The sequence below is a fragment of the Burkholderia sp. ABCPW 11 genome (assembly GCF_001523445.1).
In the GTDB taxonomy this organism is placed as follows: domain Bacteria; phylum Pseudomonadota; class Gammaproteobacteria; order Burkholderiales; family Burkholderiaceae; genus Burkholderia.
Genome location: NZ_LOVM01000046.1, coordinates 42,043 through 68,215, shown reverse-complemented (window position 1 = coordinate 68,215; position 26,173 = coordinate 42,043). Strand labels below are relative to the sequence as shown.

Sequence of the window (26,173 nt, the reverse complement as noted above, 5' to 3'; positions counted from 1 at the left end):
CGGTTTTCAAGCCGTTTCGGGCGAGGCGAGCGTTCGGTACCGCCCGGCGGGCTGCATGAATCGACGCGCTTCGCATCCGGCGCGACGCTGCTGGACCGAATCGACGCGCCGGTTCGATATATCGCGACGATCGCGTGACGGCGCCGCCGCTTTCACTCCCGCTCGAGGATCGCATCGATGGCTCGCGCACACGACGATCGCGCTGCGTCGGATCCGGACGCTCGATCTCGACATCGTCCCGTCGACGCACGGCCCGGCGATCGCGCACGACGTTCCGCACGTGCTCGCCGGCACGATCGCTCACTACGAAGCCGCCGCCGCGTGAGCCGCGGCGGCGGTCATCCGGCAGCGGTGCGGCCGGGGCCGGTCAGGCGTCGGCGACGATGAATTCTTTGGCCGCCTTGCGCTGGACCGCGGCCATCACGGCCAGTTCACGCTTGCTGCGTGCGTCGCCGGACACGACGCCCGTCGCATGCTTCGCCTTCGCACCCAGCGGGAAAAAGACGAACGACGCGCCGGCCGGGGCCGCCGGCTCCGCGCGCAGGCGTTTGTTCAGGATTTTCAGGTACTTCTTCTTCGAGACTTCCTTGGCAGCCATGGCACCCTCCACGTACACGTGATGCGGGCCAGCATACCAGTTTTGCCGATGCGCTCCGTGACAGCGGCCGCGCAGCGCGCCCCACCGCTTCGATCGCGCCAGAATAATTTTCGCCCGCGATGTCGATTCGCGTCGCCGTCGCGCGTCGTATTGTCGTAACCGATCGTTTTGCCGTCGCACCGCCGGCAAGCGCCCTATTCACGTTCGAGGAGATACGACAATGCGCGTCATGGTCATCGTCAAAGCCACCGCCGATTCCGAATCCGGCCAAATGCCCGACCCCGACATGCTGGCCGCGATGGGCCGGTTCAACGAGGAACTGATGAAAGCCGGCATCCTGCTCGCGGCCGACGGGTTGCGCCCGAGCAGCCACGGCAAGCGCGTGCATTTTTCGGGCAAAAGCCGCGCGGTCATCGACGGCCCGTTCGCCGAAACGAAGGAACTCGTCGCCGGCTACTGGCTGTGGCAGGTGAAATCGATGGAGGAAGCCGTCGAATGGGTGAAGCGCTGCCCGAACCCGATGCCCGGCGACTCCGATATCGAGATCCGCCCGCTGTTCGAGGCCGAGGATTTCAGCCCCGCATTCACCCCCGGGCTGCAGAAGCCATAAGCGTCAAACGTGACGGTTGACGAAGCCCTGCCTAGTAACGTATCGTTTTGACACGTTACTAGGCAGGGCTTCGTCATGCATTCCCGTTTCGACCGTTTCCGCTCGACCGCGCTCGGCGCCCAGCTCGAAGCGTTGATCGATCGGCCCGAGCGCTATCTCGAGTTCGCGGCGCTGTCGCGTGTCGGCGTCGCCGCGATCGGCGCGATCCAGGACGAGATCGCGCGCACGTTTCCCGAAGTCGAAGCCGACACGACGGCCCGCCAGTTCTGCGGTGCGATGGTCGCCGACGTCATGCGCCGCCACGGCCATGAGGTCGTGCAGGCGCGCGGGCGGCTCGGCGGTGCGCCGTTCAGCTATGGCGCGGTATTCAGCGCGTACCCGCACCGGCTGCCGTTCGCCGACGTCGTCGCCGCGCTGGCTCGCATGCCCGCCCGGCTCGCCGCCTATGCGGCGCATGTGCCGGCGGCGCTGGCCGTGCGCCGCCCGGCCGGCACCGGCTTCTCACTCGTCGAACACGCATGCCACCTGCGCGATCTCGATGCGGTGTTCGCCGCGCGCATCGACGCCGTGTGTACGGCCGAGTTGCCCATGATCGAATCCGTCGACGGCACCGCGCTCGCCGCGCAACGCGACTATCTCGCGCAGCCGCTCGATGTCGCCGTCGCAGCGTTCGGCCGCGGCCGCGCCGCGCTGTGCGCCACCGCGGCCGTGCTGGAACCGTCGCAACTCGCACGCTGCGGGCTGCGCGACGGCATCCGCCGCATGTCGCTCGACGAACTCGTGCGCGAGCTGCTCGACCACGACCGCACGCACGTGCTCGAACTCGACGAACTGCTCGCCGAACTCGAATTGCCGCCGCTTCCTTCGATGCACGCCGCATGATCCCGTCCACCCCCGTCGTCTTCATTCACGGTTTCATCGGCACGTTCGACGTGCGCGGATGGAACGGCCCGCATCTCTGCCCCGACCTGCTCGGCTACGGCTCGCATCGCGCCATGCCACCCGACGCGATCTCGCTTGCCGCGCAGGTCGAACACGTGCGGCAAACCGTCGATACGTACTTCGGCATGCAGCCGGTCGATGTCGTCGGCCATTCGGTCGGCGGCGCGATCGCGATGCTGTTCGCGCAGGCACACCCCGAACGGGTGCGGCGTATCGTCAACGTCGAAGGCAATTTCACGCTCGACGATGCGTTCTGGTCGGCATCGGTCGGCCGCATGACGCCGGGCGAAGCCGATGCGATGCTCGACGGCCTGCGTGCGGCTCCGCTCGACTGGCTGCGCGGCGCGATCGACGCACCGTCGCCGCGCCAGCTCGACGACGCCCGCCGCTGGCTCGCGCATCAGCCGGCATCGACGCTGCGTGCGATGGGCCGCTCGGTGATCGAGACGACCGGCGCCGCGGGCTACCTGCCGGCGCTCGCGCAGGTGTTCGAGCGTCACCCCGTCTGGCTGATCGCCGGCGAACGCTCGCGCGCGGGCTGGCACGTGCCCGAACACGCGCTCGCGCGCTGCGCCGGCTTCGACACGATCGCCGGCAGCGGGCACCTGGTCGCGGCCGAGCAGCCCGATGCATTGCGCGCCGCCATCGCGCGCATCGTATGCAAGCCGTCCGCCTGACAACCCGTAGGATTCGCCGAAATATGGTTGAAAGGCGCGGTTGCTAGAGTCGCCGGAACAGGGTTTTCCCGGCCTCCGGCCGGACTGGGTCGACATATGCAAGGATCGATGCGCCTGGCACGTACCTTCTGGCTCCTTCTGCTGCTCGCCGTCACGAGCCCTGCTTTCGCCTTCCATGCGCGGGTCGTCGCGATCCCGAGCGCCGCGATGAGCGAGACGCTGAAGGCCACCATCGTGCTGCCCGACGACTACGCGCGCGACAACCACGGCGAACGTTACCCCGTCGTCTATCTGCTGCACGGCTCGGGCGGCGACCATACCGACTGGACGTCGAACACGCACATCGCCGCGCTGGCCGACCGCTATCGCGTGATCCTCGTGATGCCCGACGGCGGACACGAAAGCTGGTACATCGACAGCCCGTTCGATTCGGGCAGCCGCTACGAGACCTTCGTCGGCGACGAAGTCGTGTCCTATGTCGACCTGCATTTCCGCACGATCGCGGCCCAGCACGCGCGCGCGATCACCGGGCTCAGCATGGGCGGCTTCGGCGCCCTGCGCATCGCGCTCGACCGGCCCGACACGTTCGGCGCGGTCGGCAGCATCAGCGGCGCGGTCGATCCGCGCTGCTGCACGGACGAGCCGGGGATCGCCCACGTGTTCGGCGATCCCGATCGCCATCCGTCGTTCTGGAATCGCAACGTGATCGTCGAAAGCGCGCGGGCGTTCGTGCGCGCGCATCTCGACCTGACGATCGATTGCGGCCGCGACGATGCCTTCGTCGGCTCGAACCGCACGCTGCACGAACGGCTCGTCGCGCTCGGCGTGCCGCACGACTATGCGGAGCGGCCGGGCGGCCATACGTGGGATTACTGGGCGAATGCGATCCGCTATCAGATGCGGTTTTTCGCGACGTCGTTTCAGCATCGCGGCTACGCGTCTCGTGCCGCGCCGGCCGCGCCGGGCATGACACGCGCGGGCTGACGCACGGCTTCCGTTACGGCGGCGATCCGGCCGACGCCTGCCCGACGCCGGAAATCGAAACGGGATGACGAACCGGCATGCCGGGCATGAATGCCCGACAAGAAGATGAATGCGCGCCGCTCGACGCGCGACACCAGAGAAACGACGAAGCCGTCAGTTGTCGTGCGCGGCACTCGCGCCGACGATGCGATCGAAGAATTCCTGTGCACGCGCCAGCTCGTCGAGCGCGCGATCGAGACGCGACATCGCGCGTGCGTATTCGGCCGACGAGCCGTCGTCGTCGCTTTCGCCGCGCACCGCGCGAAACGCCCGATCCACGTTGCGCGTCGCTTCGACGAAGCGTTGTGCGGCTCGCGCTTCCCGCGAACAGATGTGGGTCGACATCGACACTTCTCCCTCAGGATTGCGGTGTGAAGCACGCCGACGCTCAGTGTGCGTGATACGCATGTCGGCGGCGTGAACCACGCCCCGTCGCGTGGCGACGTATCGGCCGCGGCACCGCGCGCTTCGTGCCGATTGTCGCTCCGCGTTCGCCGATCCGCTACGGCGAGATTGCAACAAATTCTTGCGCGAACGATTTCGCGCGTGGCGTCACGCGCGCCCGATGCGCGGATGGGCGAGCCCGGCGAACGCAGCAGCTTCACCCGGCGACAGGTCGAACAGATCGCCGGTGAGATCGCGCGGATGCTCGACCGCCGGCCGGTTGCGCATGCGCGCGACGTGCGTGGGCGCCACATACGCGGCCGCCGTTTCGATCGGCGGCACATCGAACAGATCGCGCGTGACGCCGCGCACGGCGTCCGTCGGCGAACGGCCGCGCAAGCGCGCGACCAGCTCGACGAAGCGATCGAAATCGCCCGCGCGCGTGGCCTTGTTCACTTCCGCGAGATCGCGCGCCTTCAGCACGCACGGCTGCGCGAGCCGCACGAAATACGGTGCTTCGAGCTCCACCGACAGCGCGAGCGGATAGCTCTTGCCCGTCTGCTCCTTCGCACGCCCGATGCAGTCGACCACGGCCGCTCCCTGCGCGGCGCCCAGCGGCCTGCCGGTGCTCACGCTGCGCAGGTGGTCGGGAAACACGCGCAACTGCGTGCCGACCGTCACCGCGGTGGACGATGCGCACACGAGCGCGTAGTGCTGCTCGCGGCGCCGGCCCGACGGCAACGTCGAACGGCTGGCGATGAACGTGTGCGGCGGCAAAGGCCGCACCTGCCCGCTTGCGTCGACCCACGCATTCCACAGCAGCGCGTCCTTGCGCTCGCCCGCGCGCGAGCGCGACGCGACCGGCGAAAATAGCGCGAGCAGCGAGCCCGTGCGATGCGCGGCGACTTGCGCGCTGTTGCCGAGCGGCTGGTTGATGCCCCACAGAAAGCGCCCGCCTCCGAGCCGGCGCTCCCATTCCTTGCGGAGCACGACGGTCGGCAGTTCCTCGCCGGACTCGGTACCGATCTTGGTCCAGCAGAACGTGGGTGGGAGGTGTTTCAGTGTCATCAACTTTCTCGGGATACAGCCTCGCTGTCGACAGCAAGCCCATTCAACAGCCGTAACTGTATAGGTATAATGCATCGCATGGAAGCCCCGGACCAAGATTTTCCCGTTCAAGACCTGTTGCGCCGCTTGATGGCAGATACGCGCTCGTCCAGCGAAATCGCGCGACTTTCCGGGGTCAGCCAGCCAACCGTGTCGCGCCTTCGGCTGTCGAACGGGCGCCGGCTGCGCCGCAGCGCGCCATTCAACAAGCTATGCAGTTTCTATGGTGTCGAGACGGAGCCGTCGCGCCGCCGGTACAACGACCTGCTGCGCGACGCGATCGTCGACGCGTGGGATGGCTCGGACGAGCACGGCCGGGCGCTGCTGGTCGTGATTCAAGGGCTGAAGGATTTGCAGGCGAAGGCCGACGACGGGTGATGTCGCCGACGTGCCCGGTCATTCGTCGAGATTGAACGTGATCGGTGCGCGCGCCCGCATCGGCGACGGCGCACCGTTTTTCGCGTGCGTCGCGCAGCGGCTCGCCAGCCCCGTGTCGCGCGCCGCGGCATCGAGGCGCGGATAGCCGCTGCCGGTCGCGACACGCGCGGCGACCACCCGGCCTGCCGCATCGGGTCTCCGTCCGGCGTTCAGCCGTCCTCGCACGCGAAAATCGCGCGTCGCCAACGATATGAAGAGGACTGCGTAGCGATCGTCCCGATATCCATCGCGTCGCGCTGTGTCGCTCGCCCTGCCACTGTCCCCAGCCGTACCCCGTCAGCCGTCGCACGCCGCGCCGCATTGCGCGAGCGAATTCTCCTTGCTGCGAAATACCAGCGGCTGTTCGTCGCGCGGCGCACGACGTCGTGCGAACTGCACGGCCTGTTCGATCCGGTCGTGATGCGCGGACTTCGCGCACACCGGATCGGCCTCTTTCGGGTCGCCGGCCAGCAGGTAGGCCTGGCACCGGCAACCGCCGTGATCCGCATGGCGCTCGTCGCACGTGCGGCACGGCGCTCTCATCCAGTCTTCGCCGCGAAACGCGTTGAACGCATCGCTGTCGTACCAGATTTCCCGCAGCGCGCGGTCGCGCACGTTCGGCAACGCGAGCCCCGGCAGCGACCGCGCGGCATGACACGGCAGCGCGGTGCCGTCCGGTGCGACGCCGAGGAACACCGAGCCCCAGCCGTTCATGCAGGCCTTCGGGCGGCGCTCGAAATAGTCGGGCACGACGAACAGGATCTTGCAGCGCTCGCCGATCAGCTTGCGATAGCGGTTGACCGTTTCCTCGGCCTCGCGCACCTGCTCGACGGTCGGCATCAGTTGGTCGCGATTGAGCATCGCCCAGCCGTAGTACTGCGTGTTCGCCAGTTCCAGGTAATCGGCGCCGAGATCGAGCGCCATCTCGATGATCTGCCCCACGTGCGGCAGGTTGTAGCGATGCAGCACGCAGTTGAGCACCATCGGGTAGCCGTGCGCCTTGATCAGCCGCGCCACGTCGCGCTTCAGCTCGAACGTGCGCGTGCTGGTCAGGAAATCGTTCAGCTCGCGCGTCGAATCCTGCAGCGACAACTGGATGTGGTCGAGCCCGGCGGCCTTGAGCCGCTCGATGCGCGCGACGTTCAGCCCGATGCCCGACGTGATCAGGTTCGTATAGAAGCCAAGGCCGCGCGCATACGCGACGAGCGTCTCGAGGTCGCCGCGCTGCAGCGGCTCGCCGCCCGAGAAGCCGATTTGCGCGGCGCCGAGCCCGCGCGCATCACTGATGACCGTGCGCCATGCGTCGGTATCGAGTTCCGCGCCGTGAGTCGCGAAATCGACCGGGTTGTAGCAGAACGCGCAGTGCAACGGGCAGCGGTACGTGAGTTCCGCGAGCAGCCACAGCGGCGCGGACGGACGGGGCGTGTCGGGCGTCATGTCAGTCCAGCCAGCCGCGCAGTCGCGCATGATCGAGAAAACGGTAGACGTCGGTCGCGAGATCCGATTGCATGAACAGGCGCTCGAGTTCGCCGATGATGTCGTCCAGTTCGCGCGTGCCGTCGCAGCGCGCGAGAATCTCGCCGGCACTCGGATTGAGCTTGACCATGCCCTCCGGATAGAGAAGTACGTACGCATCCTGGGCCGCCTCCCATTGCAGACGGTACATGCCCCTGAGGCAGGGGCGCAGCGGCACGCCGCTGGCGGCTTCGATCGCATTCATTGGGGGTAGGCCTTTTCGACGGCGTCGAGCATCGACCACAGGATGTCGAGCTTGAATTGCAGAATGCCGAGCGCGCGCTGCTGGGCGTCCGGTGTCGTGAAATGCTGCAACGTGACCGCGAGCCCATGCTCGACGTCGCGCTGCGCGAGCGGCACGCGGCTGCGGAAGTAATGCAGCCCGGCCGGCTCGATCCACGGGTAATGCGACGGCCAGCCCGCGAGCCGGTCGAGATGGATCTGCGGTGCGAACATCTCGGTCAGCGACGAGCACACGGCTTCCTGCCACGGCGCATGGCGCGCGAAATTCACATACGCATCCACCGCGAAACGCACGCCGGGCAACACGTGTTCGAGCGACCACAGTTCGGCACGCGTGAGGCCGCACGCCTCGCCGAGCCGCACCCACGCCTCGATGCCGCCCTCGTTGTCGCCCTGCCCGTCGTGGTCGATCAGCCGCTGGATCCAGCGGCGCCGCGTATCGCGATCGGCGCAGTTCGACAGGATCGCTGCATCCTTGAGCGGAATGCAGATCTGGTAGTAGAAGCGGTTCGCGACCCAGCCGCGGATCTGCGCGGGCGAACAGGCGCCGCTGTTGAGCCGCCGGTTGAACGGATGATGGATGTGATAGCGCGATTCGAGCGCACGCAGGCGCGCCTCGAATTCGGTCGCGGTCCAGGGCGTCGCGTGCAACGCCGTAGCGGGGATCGGTGCGTTCATCGTCAGACCTGGAATTGCATGCCGTCGTGTGCGACGTCGATGCCATGCGCGCGCAGGTGCGCGTGTTCGACGGAATGCGGATCGAGAATCGGGTTCGTGTTGTTGATGTGCGTGAGCACCTTGCGCGTTCGTGCGGGCAGCAGGTCGAGCCAGTCGATCATGCCGGGCCGCCCGCCTTCCGCGCACTGCGCGAGATGCCCCATGTCGGCCGCGTGCTTGCCCGACAGGCCGAGGTCGATCATCTCGGTCCCGGTCCAGAACGTGCCGTCCACCAGCACGAGATCGGCGCCGTCCATTGCCGCGCGCACGTCGTCGGTGACCGACGCGAGCCCCGGCGCATAGAACGCGCGCCGCCCGCTCGCGACGTCTTCGATCGACAGCGCGATGTTGTCGCCGGGCGCGGCCGCCGCGCGCCGCGGCGAATAAGGCGGCGGCTTGCTGTCGACGGCGATCGCGGTGAAACGGATCCCGCCCGCCGCCGGCACCGCGAACGGCTCGCCGGGCACGATCGTGTGCGCGGCGACGCCGCAGTAATGGCCGAGCAGCGGCACGAGCGGCAAGCCGGTCGACAGGTCGTCGAGCACCGGCGCGCTCGCGTAGAGCGGCAGCGGCGTCGAGCGCTCGCGCAGCATCAGCAGGCCCGTCACGTGATCGATCTGCGCATCGCACAGCACGACGGCGGCGACGCCGCTGTCGCGGATCGCGCGCGCCGGTTGTAGGTCCGGATCCGCGCGCAACTGGGAAAGAATGTCGGGCGACGCGTTGACGAGGACCCAGTCGACGCCGTCGTCGCTGACCGCGATCGACGACTGCGTGCGCGGCAGCACGTGGCCGCTTCCGCTGCGCGCACGGCGGCAGTTCGCGCAATTGCAGTTCCATTGCGGCAGGCCGCCGCCGGCTCCCGAGCCGAGTATCTTGATCTTCATGGGCGTCAATTCCCGAGGCCGCCCGCGCCGACCACGGCGAAACGGGCGGCGTGCACGGCGATCAGCGGTTGGCGATGTACATCGTGATTTCGAAGCCGAAGCGCAGGTCGGTGTAAGACGGTGTCGTCCACTGCATGGTGTGTCTCCTGTCGAGTTGATGATTGAAGCGTTGCTGGATGGATCGAATGACCGCGGCAATCGAGCGGTCGGTTCCTGTTCAGCAAGGAGCGTGCCGAAGCCGTACTTCGGCGGCACGGCGGCCCTCGACGGCCGTCATCCGGGCATCGGGACGCAATCCTTACGAATAGCCGACACGATTCCCGCGAATGCGTGCCGCCGCCCCGGCGGCACGCTGTCCGCGAGTGGTCACAAGTGTTGAATCGTTGAACACCGGTGTTGCAACTTGACACACCGGCTGTGACAGGTCGCGCACCGTGCGACGGCCGCGCGTCAGTCGCCGTCGGATGGATGGCGCCCCGCGTCGGCGGCCGGCATCTTCCGGTAGATCGTGTTGCGCGAGACGCCGAGCGCGCGCGCCGCGGCGGATACGTTGCCGCCATGACGCGCGAGCGCGGCGGCGATCGCGGACGCGGCGACATCCTGGAGACGCGCGTCGGCGGGCAGCGACGCGTCCGCGATGCGAGCCCCGCCGCCCGCCGCGGCGAGCGCATCGGGCGTGATCTGCACGGCCTGCGCGTCGGCGCGCCGCAGGTCGTCGAAGAAGTCGTCCGGCAGGTGCTCGCGCCGGATTTCGCCGTCGTCGTCGACCATGGCCGCCGCCGTGCGCAGCAGGTTGCCGAGCTGGCGGAAATTGCCCGGCCACGTGCAGCGCACGAACAGCGCCATCACGTCCGGCGCGACGGACAACGGCGGCCGGCCGGGGCCCGCGAACGCCTCGCGTTGCAGCATTTTCTGCACGACGACCGCGAGATCCGTGCGGTCGCGCAACGGCGGCAGGCGCACCACGAGGCCGTTGAGCCGGTAGTACAGATCCTCGCGAAAGCGGTTCTGCGCGATCATCTCGCGCAAATCGCGGTGGGTCGCGCAGATGATCGCGATGTCCACGGCGATCGTCTTCGTCGACCCGAGCGGGTTCACGAGGCGCTCCTGCAGCACGCGCAGCAGCCGCACCTGCAGCGGATACGGCATGTCGCCGATCTCGTCGAGGAACAGCGTGCCGCCGTTCGCCTGCAGCAGCTTGCCGATCGCCCCCTTGCGGCGCGCACCGGTGAACGCGCCCTCCTCGTAACCGAACAGCTCGGACTCGATCAGCGTCTCCGGAATCGACGCGCAGTTGACCGCGACGAACGGCGCGGCGCGGCGCGGCGAGTCGTTGTGGATCGCCTGCGCGAGCAGTTCCTTGCCGGTGCCGGTCTCGCCGGTGATCAGGATCGGGATGTCCTTGCCGATCACCTTGCGCACCTTCGCGATCACGCACGCGACCTGCGCGTCGCCGGTGTCGAGATAGTGGAGCCGCGACAAGCCGGCCGACGTGCCCGCGGCCGGCGCGGGCACCGCGTTCGAGTGTGCGGCCGGCGCCCCCGCGTCGTGGACGTCGGTCGGCCGGCTGCCTTCGACGAGCGTCGCGCGGCGAAAGTGCACGCGCGCGCAGACCACCGCGCCGTTGCCGAGATTCAGCATCAGGTGCCGGTCGGTGCTCGCGCGCATGCGGTCGATCAGTTGCGCACTGGTGATGTCGAACAGCGACGACAGCGTGTGCGCGCGCAGCGCGGCGAGCGGCATGCCGAGCTGGAACTGCGCGCTGCGATTGGCCGACAGGAAGCGGCCGTCCGCGGTGAACGCGACGATCCCCTCCATCAGCGTGCCGAGGAACTCGGGGCGGCCATGGAACGACACCTGCAGCGTTTCCTGGAAGGTCGTCGTAAACAGGTGATTCTCGATCATCTGCACCGACATCTTCGCAAGCGCCATCGTGTGCTGGTGATAGCTGCGGTGATCGCCCGTCACGTCGAGCACCCCGATCGCGTCGCCGTACGGATCGAGGATCGGCACGCTCGAACAGGTCAGGAAGCGGTTCGCGGCCAGGAAGTGCTGGTCGCCGTGGACGACCATCGGGCACAGCTCGGCCAGCGCCGTGCCGATCGCGTTGGTGCCCTGCCGGTTCTCCGCCCAGTTCGCGCCCGGGCGCAGCGCGACTTTCTCCGCGCGGCGCAGGAAATCGTCGTCGCCGATCGAATGCAGGATCAGGCCTTCCGCATCGGTCAGCACGATCATGCTCTGCGTGTTGACGATCTGCTCGTGCAGCGTCTCCATCACCGGCATCGCGTGCACGCACAGCACGCGGTTCTGCTCGCGCTTGAGCACCAGCGCCGAGTTCGACAGCACGTCGTAGTCGGGCCGTGCCGACACCCGCAGGCCGAACGTCTCCGAGCGCTCATGGGCCTTCTGGATCGATGGTGCGGGCCAGCCAGCGGGATGCGCGGCCCGTGACCCGGCCGCCTGCTCTACGTCGTCGCGCATTGTCTCCTCCGGGGGATCCTTCCGGTCAACTGCCGGATGCTTTGCCGTCATTGCAAGCAAGCATCGGGCCACGCCGGCACCCGGATACGATTTGAAAGCACGATGTAATGAATCGTCCGGGTGTGGCGGCGTCGCGTCGCGCGACGGCCAAGGCTTCGTGATACCGCGATTTCCCGACGCGCGGCTACCCGTGCGAATCCGGAGCTTTCCGGCTGGCGCGTTTCTGGCTTCATCGCAGAACCCATCCGGTCGCCATGCCCAGCCGAGCGACGGTTGCCTCTTCCCATTCCGCCCGAACCCTATCGACATGACACGTCGCCCGATTCGATCCACGCCGTCGCCCGCGCCGCGGGCCTTGTCCGACACGCCAGCGTCGCCGACCGCGCCCGTGCGCCGCCGCCTGCACCGCGACGCGCAATCGATCGCATTCGCCGTGGCCGGCACCGCGCACGGCCATCCGGTCGTCGTGCTGCACGGCGGGCCGGGCAGCGGCAGCCAGGCCGGCATCCTGCGGCTGTTCGATCTCACCTGCATGCGCGTCGTGCTCGTCGACCAGCGCGGTGCGGGCGCATCCGCTCCACGCGGCAGCACGCGCCACAACAACACCGCGCAGTTGATCGCGGATCTGGAGGCGGTGCGCGAGCAGCTCGGCATTGCACGCTGGGGCGTCGTCGGCGGATCGTGGGGCGCCGCGCTCGCACTCGCGTATGCCGGCACGCATCCGGAGCGGGTGACGGGCGTCGTGCTGCGCGGCCTGTTCCTGACGTCGCCACGCGAAGTCCGCGGACTCTTCACGACTTCCCGTTCGCGGGCGCCGCGCGAATGGCGACGCCTGCATGCAGCGGCCGGCGGCGGCCGGCCGGATCGCCTGCTGTCGCGCTGCGCGCAGCGGCTGCGCCACGGCGCGGGCGCGGGCGGGCAGCGCGCCGTGGCGCTCGCGTGGCGCGCGTATGAAAACGCCGTCCTCGGATCGGCGCGCACGCGCCGCTCGCCCGTGCGCGCGATCCGTTCGGACCAGACCGTCGGCCGGCTGATCGACAAATACCGGATCCAGGCGCACTACCTGCAACACGATTGCTGGCTCGGCGAGCGCCGCGTGCTCGCGCTCGCGCGACGGGCCGCGCAAGCCCGCGTGCCGCTGTTCGCCGCGCACGGGATGGACGATCCCGTTTGCCCGGTCGACAATGTCGAGCGGCTCGCGCGCGCCGCTCCCGACGCGAAGATCGAATGCGTGAAGGCCGGGCATCTGGCAAGCGAGCCCGCGTTGGCGCGCAGCGTCGCACGCGCCGTGCATGCGATGTTCGCGACAGCGCCGTTCGCGTGACGACTCCGCGCCCATTCGCGTCGTGACGCGATCACGCACGCGGCCGCGCGCCCCTCAATCCCACGCATAGCGCACGCCGACCCACGCGCCGCGCGGCGCGCCCGGCCCGACGAACTGCTCGTTCACCGGATGGGCGCCGTCGAACGTGTGGTTCGGCCCGTTGAAGAAATTCTGGCCGAGCGCGCCGAAGCTTGCGTAGCGCTTGTCGAACAGGTTCGTCACGCTCGCGAACACCTCGACCCGCTTCGTGACCCGGTAACGCATGTCGAGATCGACCAGCACGTAGCCCGCGATCCGGCCGTTCGCGTCGGCGTTGTTCTCGTCGCCGCGCGCGTACACGTCGCTGCGCCAGGTGACGTTCGCGCCGATGTCCCACGCGCGCGTCGCCGCATAGTCGAGCCGCAGCTTCACCGTATGCGCGGGAATGCCGGGCACGCGGTCGCCCGGCTTGACCGTCACGTTGCCGTTCGCGTCAGCCGCCGAATTCGCGGGGCTGTGTTCGGTCCACGACGATCGGTAGGTCGCATCGACATGGCTGTACGACAGCCCGACACCGAGCGGACCGAGCCGCGTGCGGCCGGCGAGCTCGATACCCTGCCGCCGCGTGTCGCCGACGTTGCGGAAATAGCCCTGCGCGCTGGCCGGGCTGCTGATGAATTGAATGTCGTCGGTCAGCGTCGTGCGGTAGGCGGCGGCGCTCCAGGTCGTCGCCGCGCCGATGCGGCCGCGCACGCCGGCTTCGAACGTCTTCGAGATCACGGGCTTGAGCGCCGGGTCGGCGATGAAGTCGTTCGGCAGCGAACACGGTGCGGCCGGGTCCGCGCAGGCGAGCTCGATCGCGGTCGGCGAACGCATGCCTTCGTTGTAGGCCGCATACGCGGTGAAGCCCGCGACCGGGTTCCAGTTGAGCCCGACGGCCGGGTTGAAGCGCGAGAACACATGGTTGCCGTCGAGCAGCGGCTGCACGCCGCTCTCGTCGCCGATCCGCGCCTTCGACCAGTCGTAGCGGCCCGACAGCGTCAGCGTCCAGTGCGGCGTCAGCGACAGCGCATCGCTCAGGTATGCGCCGACATTCGCGTTGCGCGTCTTCGCGCTGGTCTGCCGGACGAAATCGCCGCTGCCGATCGCCGCGCGCGCGTCGGTGAAAGACGCGTCCTGCGACGACGCGACGTAGCTCGAGTTCGCGATATCGGCCGACACGCCCGCGACCAGTTGATTCTCCATCCCGCCGAGCTTGCCGAGCAGCGTGAGCTGCACGCTGCCGCCGTAGCTGTCGGTGACGATCGTCGATTGCGCGTTGCGGCCCTGCACCGTGTCGACCGTCCCATCCTCGTCCACCGATCCGTAGTCCGTATTGTTGTTGCTGCTCGTGTTGGCGTTGCGCAGGTGCCGGTAGTACGCATTACCGCTCAACTCGACGTGCTCGCCGAAAAAGCGGTCGCCCGACAGCGTCAGGTAGCCGGCGCCGTTGCGGTTGCGGTCCGGATACGTATACGCCTGCTTCGGGTTGCCGAGGAACGAGCGCGGGATCGTCTGGGTGCCGGACAGCGTGTTGTCCGCGCCGCCTGCGGCGATCGACAGCGTGGTGTCCGCATCGGTGTAGCGCAGCTTGCCGAACGCCTGCCTCACGCGGCTCGCGTTGCGGTCGGCCCAGCCGCCGTCGTTCGCGACGTTCGCGCTCGCGTAGTAATCGAGGTTCGGGCCGATCGTCCCGCCCTGCTCGATACCCGCGGTCTTGCGGCCCCACGCGCCGCCCGACACCTCCGCTTCGCCGCCCGGGTTCGACCGGCCGTTCTTCGTCGTGATCGCGAGCGCACCGCCGAGCGTATTGCGCCCGTACACCGGGTTGGAGCCCGGAATCAGCTGCACGCGGTCGATCGCCTGCATGGGCAGGATGTCCCAGTTCACGACGTCGCCGAACGGCTCGTTCACGCGCACGCCGTCGACGAACACCGACAAGCCCTGCGGCGTGCCGAGCAGCGGCGACGCGGCGAAGCCACGATAGTTGACGTCCGTCTGGTACGGGTTGCCCTGCGCGTCCGAGATCGTCACGCTCTGCAGGTTCGCGGCGAAGAAATCGGCGAGCGTCGCACGGTGCTGCACGTCGAGCTCGGCCGCCCGCACCGTCTGCACGTTCGCCGGCACCTCCGACAGCGGCGTGCCGATCCCGAGCAGCGGCGTCGTGCCGACCACGGCCACCGCGGGCAGCACGGCGGTCGAGGCGGGCAGCGCGACCGCGGCGCCCTCCGCCTGCTGCTGCGCGCGCACGCCACCGGGCGGCAGGCCGCACAGCGCCAGCGCGCCGAGGGTCGTGCCGACGCATCGCACACGCCGGCCACGCCGCGTCGCGCCGTCGCGCCCGGCTGCCTTTGGCCTCCTGATCATTTCCGTTGTCTCCGCACTTGCATTGCGCCGCCCCGTGCGATGCACCGCGCGGCGACGGGTGTCGCGAAGCCAACGTGCGAGAACCGTGCCAGCGCCCAGAGCAAGAGCGGCGCGCACTGCCCCGCCCATCGCGTCGGACCGGCATGCGCGCGACCGACGGCCCGCTGTTCCGCGGACTGCGCCACCTGTCATGTTTGGCAACACTTCGCGCGCGACGGTGTCCCTGAATGCAACACCTTCGTCGAGCCGATGGCGCGCTGCGTCGTGCGACGCATCGCCTGCGATGCGCCGGTGCGCCGCGCCACACCGGCTTCCGGCCGCGATGGCATGCGACTTGCGTGACGGGCAGTGCACTCGGCCCGGAACCCCAACCGTGCCGGCGCGACGAATCGTTCGCGGCGCGGTGCGACCACAATGACCCAGGAGACAACCATGAAGAAACTCTCGGCTTCAGCGAGCCGGCTGGCGACGATCGGAATAGCAGTGGCGGCCGCCGTCGCGCTGAACCCCGGCCTCGTCGAAGCGGCCGCGGACTACCCTGCCGTGACCTACCAGCGCCTGACCGATGCACACGGCGACCCGGGCTGGCTGACTTACTACCGCACCTACGACGGCCGCTCGCATTCGCCGCTCAAGCAGATCGACACGTCGAACGCGAAGGATCTCAAGCAGGTGTGGGCGTACAAATTCCCCGCCGACCTGAAGCAAGGCTTCGAGGCCACGCCGATCGTCAACGGCAACTACCTGTTCGTGACGACGCCGAAGGACAACGTCTACGCGTTCGATGCGAAGACCGGCAAGCAGTTGTGGAAATACGAGCCGAAGCTCGGCGCCGCATCGTTCAAGACCGCGTGCTGCGACGTCGTCAACCGTGGCGTCGCGCTGTACGGCAAGAACGTCTACATCGCGATGCTGAACGGCGAAATCGCGGCGCTCGACGCGCAGAGCGGCAATCTCGTGTGGAAGAAGCAGATGTTCGAGCCGGGCCTCGGCTACGCGTTCTCGCTCGCACCGCTCGCGATCGACGGCGCGATCGTCGTCGGCACGTCCGGCGGCGAATACGGCATTCGCGGCTACATCGCCGCGCTGAATCCGGAGGACGGCTCGCAGATCTGGAAACGCTACACGATCCCCGCCGCCGGCGAAAAGGGCGCGGAAACCTGGCCCGACGGCATGCAAAGCCATGGCGGCGGCGCAGCGTGGCTCACCGGCACGTACGACGCCGCGTCGCGCACGCTGTACTGGGGCGTCGGCAACCCCGGCCCATGGCTCGCGGCGCTGCGCCCCGGCGACAACCTGTATTCCGACTCGCTGCTCGCGCTCGATGCGAAGAGCGGCAACCTGAAGTGGCATTACCAGTACACGAACAACGACACGTGGGACTACGACGGCGTGAACGCGGCCGTCCTCGCGGACATCAAGTACAAGGGCAAGGACTACGACGCGATCATCCACGCCGACCGCAACGGCTTCTTCCACGCGATCGACCGCACGACCGGCAAGCTGATCTACGCGACGCCGTTCGTGAAGGCGTTGTCGGTCACCGGCTACACGGCCGACGGCAAGCCGATCCAGGACGCATCGAAGTTCCCGAAGGCCGGCACGACGATCGAAACGTGCCCGAGCTTCCTCGGCGGCAAGAACTGGTGGTCGATCTCGTACGACCAGGAACGCAACATCGCGGTCGTACCCGCGCTGCATGCGTGCATGAGCCTGACCGGCAAATCGGTCAGCTACATGGAAGGCCTGCCGTATCTCGGCGAAGGCTTCGAGATCAAGCCCGAGCCGGGCAGCGAAGGCTACGGCGAACTGACGGCCATCGACGTGAACACCGGCAAGAAGCTGTGGAGTCACTGGACGAAGAAGCCATGGAACGGCGGCGTCGCGACCACGGCGAGCGGCCTCGCGTTCAGCGGCTCGCTCGACGGCCACCTGTACGCGTTCGATACGGCGACCGGCAAGGTGCTGTGGGAAAGCCCGCAACTGGCGAGCGGCATCATTTCGCAGCCGTCGGTGTACGAGGTCGACGGCAAGGAGTATGTCGCCGTGCTCGCCGGCTACGGCGGCGCAAACCCGATCTGGGGCGGCCCGATGGCCGACATCGCGAAGGACGTTCCGCGCGGCGGCACGCTCTACGTGTTCGCGCTCAACTGAACCGGCGCCACGCCCGAATCGCGCCCGAATCGCGCCCGCATGCGCCCGATGCGGGCGCGACGCCCCACCCGCTTCAACCGGACCCACGACCATGAATACTCGCCTCACTTCCGTTACCGTCGCCAGTCTGCTCGCCGTGGGCGTGGCGCTGACACCGGCAGCCGCGTCGGCCGGCGTGCGCGTCTGCACGTTGCCCGGCAGCCCCACCACGGCGCTCGACCGCTCCGTTGCGCGCGAGGTGTTCCGCACCGCGGGCATCGCTGCGACCTTCAACACACGCGGCGTCGACGACAACGGCGACGACGACGGCATCTCCGCCAGCGAGCTGACGAAATCGCTCGAACGCGACTGCGACGTGATCGCGGGCTTCCCGCGTTCGGCGATCGCCGATGCGTCGGAATCGAAAATGACGTTCTCGCAAGGCTATCTGCGCTCCGGCTACGTCAGCGTGTCGCTGCGCGACGCGCAAGCGCCGACCGGCGCGAAGGAAACGATCGCGGCCACGTACGGCAGCCCGTCGCAACTGATCGCCGCGCAGCAGGCGAACGCCCGCTTCGACCTCGAAAACACGAGCGAAAAGACGATCGGCGCGCTCGCCACGGGTCGCGCGCAGCGCGCGATCGTCTGGTATCCGAGCGTCGTCGCCTACGAGCGTGCGCACCCGCGACAACGGTTCAAGGTGGCGGCGACATCGTCGCCGTACTCGGACTGGCAATTGTCGTTCGCATTCGGGCCGGGCAAGGACGCGCTGCAACGGCGCATCGACGCCACGCTGTCGCGGATGAGCGGCAACGGCCGTCTCGCGTCGCTCACGCGCGGCTGGACGCTTCCCGACGACATCGCGCAAGCCGCCGCCACGCCCGTGCCCGCGCGGTTTCTCGACGGTGCGATCGCGGCCGCTCGGCGGCCGGCAAAAAGCGGCTTCATCAAGGTTTCGACGAGCGAAGGCAGTGGCGTCCCGTCGTTCGACCAGGCGCAGGTGCAACACGGCAAGAAGCTCTATACCGATGCATGCGCGAAATGCCACGGCGACCAGCTCGAGGGCAATACCGCACCCGCGCTGAGCGGGGAATCGTTCGCGCCCGAGGGCAAGTCGCACATCACGGTCGGCGGCATCTTCCTGTACATGTCGAGCAACATGCCGGCCGATCGCCCCGGCAAGATGACTGCCCAGGAATACGAGGACCTGATGGCGTTCCTGCTGTACTCGAACGGCTACGACGCGTCGAAGACCAAGCTGACCGCCGATATCGCCAACGCGTCGAAGGCGCCGCTCGTCGCCGGCCCGCGCAAATAACTTCCCGCCCGCTTTCGTTTCGGTCGACCTTCGTGCCCGGCAGCATGCCCGGCGCGCGGGTCGGACTTTTCTCGTCATTTCATTCAGGAATACATCATGATCTCCCGACATCGCAGAACCTTCTTCGTACAGGCCGCCGGCCTGTGCGCCGCGCTCGCGGCCGGCACGGGCGCATTCGCAGCCGCACCGCCCGTCGACGAGAACGACGCCGCAGCGAAGACGCTCGGCTACCGCGCAAAGGCCACGGCCGTCGATGCCGGCAAGTTCCCGCAGTATCAGGCCGGACAGACCTGTTCGAACTGCCGCTTCTACAAGGCCGCCGCGGGCGAATCCTTCGGTACTTGCCCGATGTTCGCGGGCAAGACGGTTGCCGCCGAAGGCTGGTGCAACGTCTATGCCAAGCTCGCCTGAGGCCGGGCCCGCGCGCGACGGCGCGCCGCGGCGCGGCGCCGTGCGTTCCCCGACGGCACGGCATGCAGGCGGCTCGCATCGCTTTCGCCATCGAATATTTAATTAGTCGTACGTATTAGAACATTCACAAAAACGGAGACACACGATGAAGAGCAGGACATGGACGATTTGCGCGGCGCTGCTCGGCGCGGCGGCAAGCCCGAACGGTTTCGCGCAGAGCAGCGTCACGCTGTACGGCGATCTCGACGCCGCATTGCTCTATACGAACCGATCGCTCGATTCGGCAACCGGCGGCAACGCCGGCCGCCAGTTCGCGCTGACCGACACGGGCATGACGCCGACCAATTTCGGCATCGCGGGCACCGAGGATCTCGGCGGCGGGCTGCACGCGAGATTCAAGCTGGAAAGCGGCTTCAACGTCACGGACGGCGCGTTCGGCCATTCGAACGGCAACTTCTTCGGCCGCCAGGCGTGGGTCGGAATCGACGGCGGCTTCGGCGAAACGAAGGTCGGCCTGCAGTTCTCGCCGTTCGTGCTCGCGATACTCGGATCGGATCCGCGCAACGTCTCGCACTTCGGCGCCGCGCTGGTGCCGTATGTCGACAACGTGCTCGTCACGGGCCTGTTCAACCCGAACGCGATTTCGTACACGAGCCCCACGATCGCCGGGCTGACGGCCAGCGCGATGTTCGGTTTCGGCGGCAAGGCCGGCGACTTCCAGGCGGGACGCCAGTATTCCGGCAGCCTCACCTATACGAACGGCGGCTTCATGCTCAACGCGGCGCTCTACGATGGCAACGGCGGCACGTCGCCGACGCCGGTGCCGAGCACGGTCGCGTTCGTCGGCCGCACGATTGGCACCGCCTATACGTTCGGGCCGGTGACCGGCAAGGCGTCGTTCACGAGCTACAAGGTCGCCGGCTCGTTCAGCAACAACGTGTACAGCGCCGGCCTCGACTATCGCATCACGCCCGCCCTCGACCTGAACACCGGTGCGTGGTACACGACCGACCGCAACGATTCGCACAATCATTCGCTGCTTGCCGCGATCGGCGCCGACTACAGCCTGTCGAAACGAACGGGCCTGTATGCGCAGGTTGGCGTGGTCAACAACCACGGTGCGATGAATACGGGCCTCGGCATCACGGGCGGCGCGTTGTACGGGTTGCCGGGCACGACGGTCGGCGTCAACGCAGGCATCCATCACGTGTTCTGACGCAGCGCCTGCGCACGGGCGGCCGCCGCGCGCCGCCCGTCCGGCTCCGCACCGCGGGGGCGCCGCCACGGAAACGTGGCGCAAACGCATCCCGGCCGGCATCGGTCCGACCATCCAGCATGCCGATCTCGATGTTTACCCGACCTCAAGTCCGCGGCCGTGGGGCCGTCAAGTCAGGAACGCACGCCCCACATCCGCCGGGAAACCGGCGCGCATGCCCTCAAGGAGGCCCACCAACGTGAACTTCTTCGGAATCGGCCGCGGCCGCCGTTCGTCGCGCGCGCTCGTCGGCGACATCGCCGAACAGGCCGGCAGGCTCGGCATCGAGATCTGCGACGTGTCGGGCCACGTCGAGGAAGTCGCGGCCCGCGTCGCCCGGCAGGCGCAGGTGTGCCATACGCTGCGCGAATCGGCCGCGCTCACGCTGCGCGGCAACCACCGGATCGCCGAGGCCGCCCAGCAGGTGCGCGACGTCAGCGCCAATGCGTCGAATGCGGTCCGGCAGTCGCAGCAGACGATCGAGGCATCGCTCGCCGACATTCACGGCCTCCTCGAGGGCGTCACCACGATCGGCGATCAGATGGGCGCGCTGCGCGACGCGCTCGATCACGTGCGGGCCGTGTCCGAGGAAATCTCCGTCATCGCGCGCCAGACCCACCTGCTCGCGCTGAACGCCGCGATCGAGGCCGCACGCGCCGGCGAGTCGGGACGCAGCTTCGCGGTCGTCGCGGCCGAGGTCAAGAACCTGTCCGCGAAGACCGGGCAGGCGACGGCCCAGATCGAGACGACCCTCGCGCGGCTCGCCGAGCAGACCGAACACCTGATCGCGGAAGGCACCGACAACGCCGCCCGCGCGCATCGCGTGCGCGAGGGCACGCGCACGATCGGCGAGGTCGTGCATGCGACCGGCCACGCGATCACCGAGCTTGCAGGAGAAGCCGAACAGATCGCGTCGCTGACGGACGAGATCGAGACGCAGTGCCACCGTCTCGACGAGCAGGTGGGCGAGATGGCGTCCGGCGTCGAGAACTCGGCCGACAACTTCTCGCAGGCCAAGGACCGGCTCGGCAATCTGCTCTCCGTCTCCGAGACGCTGATCGAGCTCACGGCCGCGACCGGCATCGAATCGCCCGACACGCGGCTGATCGACACCGCGCGGCACACGGCCGCCGCGATCGGCAAACTCTTCGAGGAGGCGGTCGGCCGCGGCGATATCGCGCTCGACGCGCTCTTCGATGCGCACTACGAACCGATTCCGGGCACCGACCCGCAGCAGTTCATGACACGCTTCACCGCGTTCACCGATCGCGTGCTGCCCGCCATCCAGGAGCCGGTGCTCGACGTGGACGAACGCATCGTCTATTGCGCGAGCTTCGACCGCCAGTGCTACCTGCCGACCCACAACCGGAAGTTCTCGCTGCCTCAGCGCGCAGACGCCGCCTGGAACGCGGCGAATTGCCGGAACCGCCGGATCTACACGGACCGGACGGCGCGCATGTCCGTCTCGCATAACAAGCCGTTCCTGTTGCAGACCTATCGCCGCGACATGGGCAACGGCCAGTTCGTGCTGATGAAGGACGTGTCCGCGCCGATCGTCGTCGGCGGCCGGCCATGGGGTGTCCTGCGGATCGGCTACAGCGTCTGAATCGGCGCGGGGCCGCGCCTACTGCGCCAGCCCTACCCCAGCCGGCGCCCGTCGAGCGCCGCCCGCGCCATGTGCGCGGGCGAAAGACCGGCCGCCTCCGTGACCGGAATCGCCATTGCACTCTCTCTTTTTCAGCCCGCCTTTCCCTGTTTACGGACGGACTTCGGGAAAGTCGGCCCGCCCGCCGCCGCGCAACGAAACTTTGTTTGACTCGAACTAAAAAAGTTTGACACGCGCATTTCACTGAGATAACTTTTGCGCAAGCTTCCGGAAAGCAATCCGGCCAGCGTGCCGGCTCGCGTCGCGCTTTCCTGTCGTTGCAGCACCGCCGTTCGCAACATTCCCGCCTCATCGCGTCGTGCCGTTCCGTTTCATCCGAAACCTGAAGGAAGCTCGGGCATGCCCATATTCGATTCGCACTCCTGTATTTACGGCGTTCGCGGCGAACCGCCGCACTGACGATCTCCGTTCGGGGCGACGCGCTCGCCTCGACGCCGGCCGGCTGCGCGTCGCCTGACGCGCGCCGGCACCGGGCGAGCGTCCCGTACGTCTCGCCCGTCGTTGTTCGATGGTGCAGTTCCGCTTCATCCGACGCAGCACCCGGCCAGGCCGCAGGGGGCGTATCGCGAGCCGGCCGGTTCCAGACAAACACAAGAGACGAGGTCGATTCAATGAACATTCATCGAACCGGAGTGCGGCGCGCATGGCTGCCCGCGCTCGTGGCGGCCGCAACGCTTGCCGCGTGCGGCGGCGACGACGGCGGCGGCGTGGCGGGCGTGTCAGCGCTCGCGCAGGGCCAACGGGAGGGGGCCGCCGCCGCGGCCGATACATCCGATACGCAATCGTTCGCGTCGCACTTTTCGCCGTCCGGCGTTCCTTACGCGAATCCCGCGAGCAACGGGCGCTACAAGCCGGTGATCAGCAACGGCCAGGTGCAGCCGTCGCTGTCGGGCGGCACGATCGAGGAGAACGCGTGGGTCGACACGCCGGTCGACTCCGACGGCGACGGCACGCGCGACCGCATCCACGTGCGCATCGTGCGGCCGTCCGAGACCGCGAACGGCGCGCGCACGCCCGTCATCGTGCTCGCGAGCCCGTATTACGCAGGGCTCGCCGACAGCCCCGACCACGACGTCGACGTCGAACTCGACGGCACGCCGCATCCGGCCGCGGCGGCCGGCGCCGCGGCATCGGCGTCCACCCGCATCCTGGCCGCCGCGCCGCAATCGCGGATGCTGCAGCAGGTCGAGGCGGCCGCCGCCGGCCGCTCGTGGATCGAAAGCTACTTCGTGCCGCGCGGCTTCACGATCGTCTATGCGGATTCGCTCGGCACCGCCGGCTCGGACGGCTGCCCGACGATCCTGACGCGCGACGAATCGGTCGCGATGGCGTCGGTGATCCGCTGGCTCGGCCGCGACGCGACCGCGAAGGACGCGAACGGCAAGACGGTCGTCGCGAACTGGTCGACGGGCCACGTCGGCATGTACGGCGTGTCGTACGACGGCACGCTGCCGAAGATGGTCGCGAGCCTGCGCACGCGCGGGCTCGACGCGATCGTCCCGGTGGCCGGGCTGTCGAACATGTACGGCTACTACCGCTCGGGCGGGCTCGTGCGCGCGCCGGAAGGCTACCAGGGCGAGGATGTCGACGTGTACATCAAGGCGCTGCTGACGAACGCGCATCCGGAGCGCTGCACGCACCTGATCGACGAAGCGCTGCAGCAGGAAGACCGCAAGACCGGCGACTATTCGCCGTTCTGGGCCGCGCGCGACATTCCGACCGCGTTCGCGGTCGCACCGGCGCTCGTCGCGCAGGGGCTCACCGACGACAACGTGCGCGTCGACCAGTCGACGTCGTGGTATCTGGCGATGCGACGCCAGGGCGTGCCGACCCAGCTGTGGCTGCATCGCCTGAAACACACCGATCCGACCCGTGTGCCGGCGATGGCCGACGCATGGACCGCGGAGGTGAACCGGTGGTTCACGCGCTACCTGATCGGCTATGACAACGGCGTCGAGCGCGATCCGCGCGCGGTGATCGCGCAAGCGGACGGCACGCTGCTGAAGGAAGCCGACTGGGCCGCACGGCACGCCACGCCGGTCACGTACTTCGCGGGCGGCGACGGCGCCGGCACCGGCACGCTGCTGCGGCTGCCGAGCGGCGGCCCGCTCGCACGCTTCACCGACGATGCGCGCATTCCCGCGCTCACGCTGGCGAACACGCCGACGGGCGAAAACCGCAGCCGCTTCGAGACGGCCCCGCTGACGGCCGCGACGCGCCTCTCCGGCGCCGCGACCGCGCGCGTCAGGCTGACCTTCACGGGTGTCGCGAACGTGACGGCGCTGTTGGTCGACCGCGCGCCGGACGGCACGGCGACGATCGTCACGCGTGCGTGGACCGACCCGCGCAACCGGTTGTCCGAGTGGGTGTCGCAACCCGTGCTGCCCGGCATGCCGTACGACCTGAAGCTGACGTTCATGCCGCGCGACTACAAGCTGGAAGCCGGCCACCGGCTGGGGCTCGTCGTCCTCTCCAGCGATTACGAGGCGACGCTGCGGCCGACGCCCGGCACGGGCCTGACGCTCGATCCGGCCGGCACGTCGGTGACGGTGCCGCTCGCGTCGCCGTCGGCGGGCGCGTAGCCGTGCGCCGGCTGCCGGCGTAACGGCACCGCCTCCCCCGCCTGCATGCGCGTCGATGCGGGCGGGGATTCGCTGCACGAAGCAAACACCTGCGATAGGCTGCGGAAATCGAATGCCTGCGGTGAGCCCACATGATTCCCATCAGCGCCAAAGCCATCGTCCGAGACGGACGTTCGGTCCTGTTCCTGCGCAACCCTCGCGGAGAGTGGGAGCTGCCGGGCGGCTGGCCCGAGGCCGGCGAATCGCTCGAAGCCGCCGTCGCGCGCGAAGTGCAGGAAGAATGCGGAATCGCCGCATCGGCAATCCGTTACGTGGGCAGCCGTTCGTGCGAGGTTGTGCCGGGCAGGCGCGTACTGATCGTGTGCTTCGCGTGCCAGGTCGAGCGCCGTGAAATCGTGCTGAGCGCCGAGCACGAACGGTTCGGCTGGATCGATATCGATGCCGACAAGCCGGCGAACCTGCCGGATTTCTACTGGGCATTCTGCAAACAGGCGGACTGACTCGACGCCGCCGCCCGGCGCTTACACCGGCGTCAACACCGGTTGCCCGGCGAAATGCCGCGCCGCGTTGTCGAGAAACTGCCGCACCGAACGATCGAGCGCCTCGGGCGACCAGCCGCCCATGTGCGGCGTCAGCACGACGCTGTCGAGATCCGTCAGCGCACGCGGCGGCTCCGGTTCGCCTTCGTACACGTCGAGCCCCGCCCCCGCGATGCGTCGTTCGCGCAGCGCATCCGCCAAAGCAGCGGTATCGACAACGCTGCCGCGCGACACGTTGACGAGAAAGCCGCCGGGGCCGAGCGCGTCGAGCACGGTGCGATCGATCAGGTGCCGCGTGCCCGCGCCGCCCGGCGTCGCGACGATCAGGAAATCGGCCCACTGCGCGAGTGCGTCGATCCGGTCGAAATAACGGTACGGCCCCGGCTTCTCCGACCGGTTGTGATAGCCGATCTCGATGTCGAAGCCGGCCGCGCGGCGCGCGCATTTCTCGCCGATCTTGCCGAGCCCGACGATGCCGAGCTTCTTGCCCGACACGTTCGGCGGCATCGACAGCCCGTCGCGCCACACGCCCGCGCGGGTTTTCGCATCGAGTTGCACGACGTTGCGCACCGCCGCGAGCAGCAGCGCGAACGCGTGATCGGCGACGCAGTCGTCGTTGGTGCCGGCGCCCGTGACCACGGTAATGCCGCGCGCCTTCGCGTGCGCGACGTCGATGTGCTCGTAGCCCGCGCCGAGCGCGCTGACGAACGTGAGCCGCGGCAGCCGGTCGATTTCGGCGGCGGTCAACCCCGTGCTGCCGTTGGTCAGCACCGCGCGAATCGTGCTGCCGTGTGCGGCGATCGCGCGTTCGCGCTCGTCGGACGTCGGGGCGTAGTGCACGTCGAACGACGCGGCGATCTCGCGATGCGCGTCGGCGCGCAGCGCGATGAGGACCAGCAGCTCGGGATTCATGTCAGCAAATGTCCGCAGGCGGGAACGAATTTCAGTGTAACAAGCCC

Annotated in this window: 26 protein-coding genes; 14 read left to right on the top strand and 12 right to left on the bottom strand. The window is 68.4% G+C overall.

The genetic code is table 11. The annotated features are described in order from the left end of the window. Positions 1 to 55 precede the first annotated feature (55 nt). The gene (locus WS61_RS35240) at positions 56 to 325 is read left to right on the top strand and encodes a hypothetical protein (RefSeq protein WP_059502244.1); all 270 of its coding nucleotides are present in this window, start codon (positions 56 to 58) and stop codon (positions 323 to 325) included. A gap of 42 nt (positions 326 to 367) precedes the next feature. Here the strand turns inward: WS61_RS35240 and WS61_RS18590 are convergent, their stop codons facing one another. Next, positions 368 to 598 carry a hypothetical protein gene (locus tag WS61_RS18590; protein ID WP_059502242.1) on the bottom strand — a complete coding sequence of 77 codons (231 nt, stop codon included), beginning with the start codon at positions 596 to 598 and terminating at the stop codon, positions 368 to 370. 220 nt (positions 599 to 818) lie between these two features. Between WS61_RS18590 and WS61_RS18585 the strand changes: the two genes are divergently transcribed. From WS61_RS18585 to WS61_RS18570, 4 genes are all read left to right on the top strand, one after another. Continuing rightward, positions 819 to 1,208, top strand: a complete 390-nt coding sequence (locus WS61_RS18585; RefSeq protein WP_059502240.1) for a YciI family protein — start codon at positions 819 to 821, stop codon at positions 1,206 to 1,208. A 75-nt stretch (positions 1,209 to 1,283) separates the two neighbouring features. Further along, a complete protein-coding gene (locus WS61_RS18580) occupies positions 1,284 to 2,090 on the top strand; it encodes a DinB family protein (protein WP_059502238.1) in 807 nt (268 codons plus the stop codon). Then, on the top strand, positions 2,087 to 2,827 hold the full coding sequence (locus WS61_RS18575) for an alpha/beta fold hydrolase (protein WP_059502234.1): 741 nt from the start codon (positions 2,087 to 2,089) through the stop codon (positions 2,825 to 2,827). The genes WS61_RS18580 and WS61_RS18575 overlap by 4 nt, the downstream gene beginning before the upstream one ends. Positions 2,828 to 2,935: 108 nt before the next feature. Then, complete coding sequence (locus WS61_RS18570) at positions 2,936 to 3,811, top strand: alpha/beta hydrolase family protein (protein ID WP_179949688.1); 876 nt, start codon at positions 2,936 to 2,938, stop codon at positions 3,809 to 3,811. A 153-nt stretch (positions 3,812 to 3,964) separates the two neighbouring features. Here WS61_RS18570 and WS61_RS18565 read toward each other — a convergent pair whose 3' ends face one another. Together WS61_RS18565 and WS61_RS18560 are read right to left on the bottom strand one after the other, a co-directional pair. Beyond that, complete coding sequence (locus WS61_RS18565) at positions 3,965 to 4,195, bottom strand: hypothetical protein (RefSeq protein ID WP_059502751.1); 231 nt, start codon at positions 4,193 to 4,195, stop codon at positions 3,965 to 3,967. A 207-nt stretch (positions 4,196 to 4,402) separates the two neighbouring features. Then, complete coding sequence (locus WS61_RS18560; RefSeq protein WP_059502230.1) at positions 4,403 to 5,302, bottom strand: hypothetical protein; 900 nt, start codon at positions 5,300 to 5,302, stop codon at positions 4,403 to 4,405. A gap of 78 nt (positions 5,303 to 5,380) precedes the next feature. Between WS61_RS18560 and WS61_RS18555 the strand changes: the two genes are divergently transcribed. Then, positions 5,381 to 5,719, top strand: coding sequence for a helix-turn-helix transcriptional regulator (locus WS61_RS18555; RefSeq protein ID WP_059502228.1), 339 nt, complete (start codon positions 5,381 to 5,383; stop codon positions 5,717 to 5,719). Positions 5,720 to 5,737: 18 nt separating this feature from the next. Here WS61_RS18555 and WS61_RS33745 read toward each other — a convergent pair whose 3' ends face one another. From WS61_RS33745 to WS61_RS18530, 7 genes are all read right to left on the bottom strand, one after another. Then, on the bottom strand, positions 5,738 to 5,944 hold the full coding sequence (locus WS61_RS33745; RefSeq protein WP_157692753.1) for an energy transducer TonB: 207 nt from the start codon (positions 5,942 to 5,944) through the stop codon (positions 5,738 to 5,740). Positions 5,945 to 6,055: 111 nt separating this feature from the next. Beyond that, a complete protein-coding gene (gene pqqE, locus WS61_RS18550; protein WP_059502227.1) occupies positions 6,056 to 7,195 on the bottom strand; it encodes a pyrroloquinoline quinone biosynthesis protein PqqE in 1,140 nt (379 codons plus the stop codon). A gap of 1 nt (position 7,196) precedes the next feature. Then, positions 7,197 to 7,478 (bottom strand): pyrroloquinoline quinone biosynthesis peptide chaperone PqqD, encoded by a 282-nt coding sequence (pqqD, locus tag WS61_RS18545; RefSeq protein ID WP_006480620.1) that lies wholly within the window; start codon positions 7,476 to 7,478, stop codon positions 7,197 to 7,199. Further along, positions 7,475 to 8,194 carry a pyrroloquinoline-quinone synthase PqqC gene (pqqC, locus tag WS61_RS18540; RefSeq protein ID WP_059502225.1) on the bottom strand — a complete coding sequence of 240 codons (720 nt, stop codon included), beginning with the start codon at positions 8,192 to 8,194 and terminating at the stop codon, positions 7,475 to 7,477. Before pqqC ends, pqqD begins: the two co-directional genes overlap by 4 nt. 2 nt (positions 8,195 to 8,196) lie before the next feature. Further along, positions 8,197 to 9,120: a pyrroloquinoline quinone biosynthesis protein PqqB gene (pqqB, locus tag WS61_RS18535; RefSeq protein ID WP_059502223.1), complete on the bottom strand. Its 924-nt coding sequence runs from the start codon at positions 9,118 to 9,120 to the stop codon at positions 8,197 to 8,199. A gap of 61 nt (positions 9,121 to 9,181) precedes the next feature. Beyond that, positions 9,182 to 9,256 carry a pyrroloquinoline quinone precursor peptide PqqA gene (gene pqqA / locus WS61_RS33740; RefSeq protein ID WP_006485436.1) on the bottom strand — a complete coding sequence of 25 codons (75 nt, stop codon included), beginning with the start codon at positions 9,254 to 9,256 and terminating at the stop codon, positions 9,182 to 9,184. A gap of 314 nt (positions 9,257 to 9,570) precedes the next feature. Beyond that, on the bottom strand, positions 9,571 to 11,601 hold the full coding sequence (locus tag WS61_RS18530) for a sigma-54-dependent Fis family transcriptional regulator (RefSeq protein WP_059502221.1): 2,031 nt from the start codon (positions 11,599 to 11,601) through the stop codon (positions 9,571 to 9,573). A 307-nt stretch (positions 11,602 to 11,908) separates the two neighbouring features. Between WS61_RS18530 and WS61_RS18525 the strand changes: the two genes are divergently transcribed. Continuing rightward, positions 11,909 to 12,925, top strand: coding sequence for an alpha/beta fold hydrolase (locus tag WS61_RS18525; protein ID WP_059502219.1), 1,017 nt, complete (start codon positions 11,909 to 11,911; stop codon positions 12,923 to 12,925). 54 nt (positions 12,926 to 12,979) lie between these two features. Here WS61_RS18525 and WS61_RS18520 read toward each other — a convergent pair whose 3' ends face one another. After that, complete coding sequence (locus tag WS61_RS18520; RefSeq protein ID WP_059502217.1) at positions 12,980 to 15,310, bottom strand: TonB-dependent receptor; 2,331 nt, start codon at positions 15,308 to 15,310, stop codon at positions 12,980 to 12,982. Between the two features lie 432 nt (positions 15,311 to 15,742). Between WS61_RS18520 and WS61_RS18515 the strand changes: the two genes are divergently transcribed. The 7 genes from WS61_RS18515 to WS61_RS18485 all read left to right on the top strand — a co-directional run bounded on the left by WS61_RS18515 (position 15,743) and on the right by WS61_RS18485 (position 25,175). After that, complete coding sequence (locus tag WS61_RS18515; RefSeq protein ID WP_059502749.1) at positions 15,743 to 17,464, top strand: methanol/ethanol family PQQ-dependent dehydrogenase; 1,722 nt, start codon at positions 15,743 to 15,745, stop codon at positions 17,462 to 17,464. 91 nt (positions 17,465 to 17,555) lie between these two features. Then, positions 17,556 to 18,761, top strand: coding sequence for a c-type cytochrome (locus WS61_RS18510; RefSeq protein WP_059502215.1), 1,206 nt, complete (start codon positions 17,556 to 17,558; stop codon positions 18,759 to 18,761). A 96-nt stretch (positions 18,762 to 18,857) separates the two neighbouring features. Then, entirely contained in the window at positions 18,858 to 19,172 is a 315-nt protein-coding gene (locus WS61_RS18505) for a high-potential iron-sulfur protein (protein ID WP_059502214.1), read from the top strand. A gap of 145 nt (positions 19,173 to 19,317) precedes the next feature. Continuing rightward, entirely contained in the window at positions 19,318 to 20,388 is a 1,071-nt protein-coding gene (locus WS61_RS18500) for a porin (RefSeq protein WP_059502212.1), read from the top strand. Positions 20,389 to 20,626: 238 nt separating this feature from the next. Beyond that, the gene (locus WS61_RS18495) at positions 20,627 to 22,033 is read left to right on the top strand and encodes a methyl-accepting chemotaxis protein (protein WP_059502210.1); all 1,407 of its coding nucleotides are present in this window, start codon (positions 20,627 to 20,629) and stop codon (positions 22,031 to 22,033) included. A 671-nt stretch (positions 22,034 to 22,704) separates the two neighbouring features. Beyond that, a complete protein-coding gene (locus WS61_RS18490) occupies positions 22,705 to 24,675 on the top strand; it encodes a Xaa-Pro dipeptidyl-peptidase (protein ID WP_059502208.1) in 1,971 nt (656 codons plus the stop codon). 131 nt (positions 24,676 to 24,806) lie between these two features. Then, entirely contained in the window at positions 24,807 to 25,175 is a 369-nt protein-coding gene (locus WS61_RS18485) for an NUDIX domain-containing protein (protein WP_059502206.1), read from the top strand. A gap of 21 nt (positions 25,176 to 25,196) precedes the next feature. Here the strand turns inward: WS61_RS18485 and WS61_RS18480 are convergent, their stop codons facing one another. Continuing rightward, the gene (locus WS61_RS18480) at positions 25,197 to 26,126 is read right to left on the bottom strand and encodes a 2-hydroxyacid dehydrogenase (RefSeq protein WP_059502204.1); all 930 of its coding nucleotides are present in this window, start codon (positions 26,124 to 26,126) and stop codon (positions 25,197 to 25,199) included. Positions 26,127 to 26,173 lie beyond the last annotated feature (47 nt).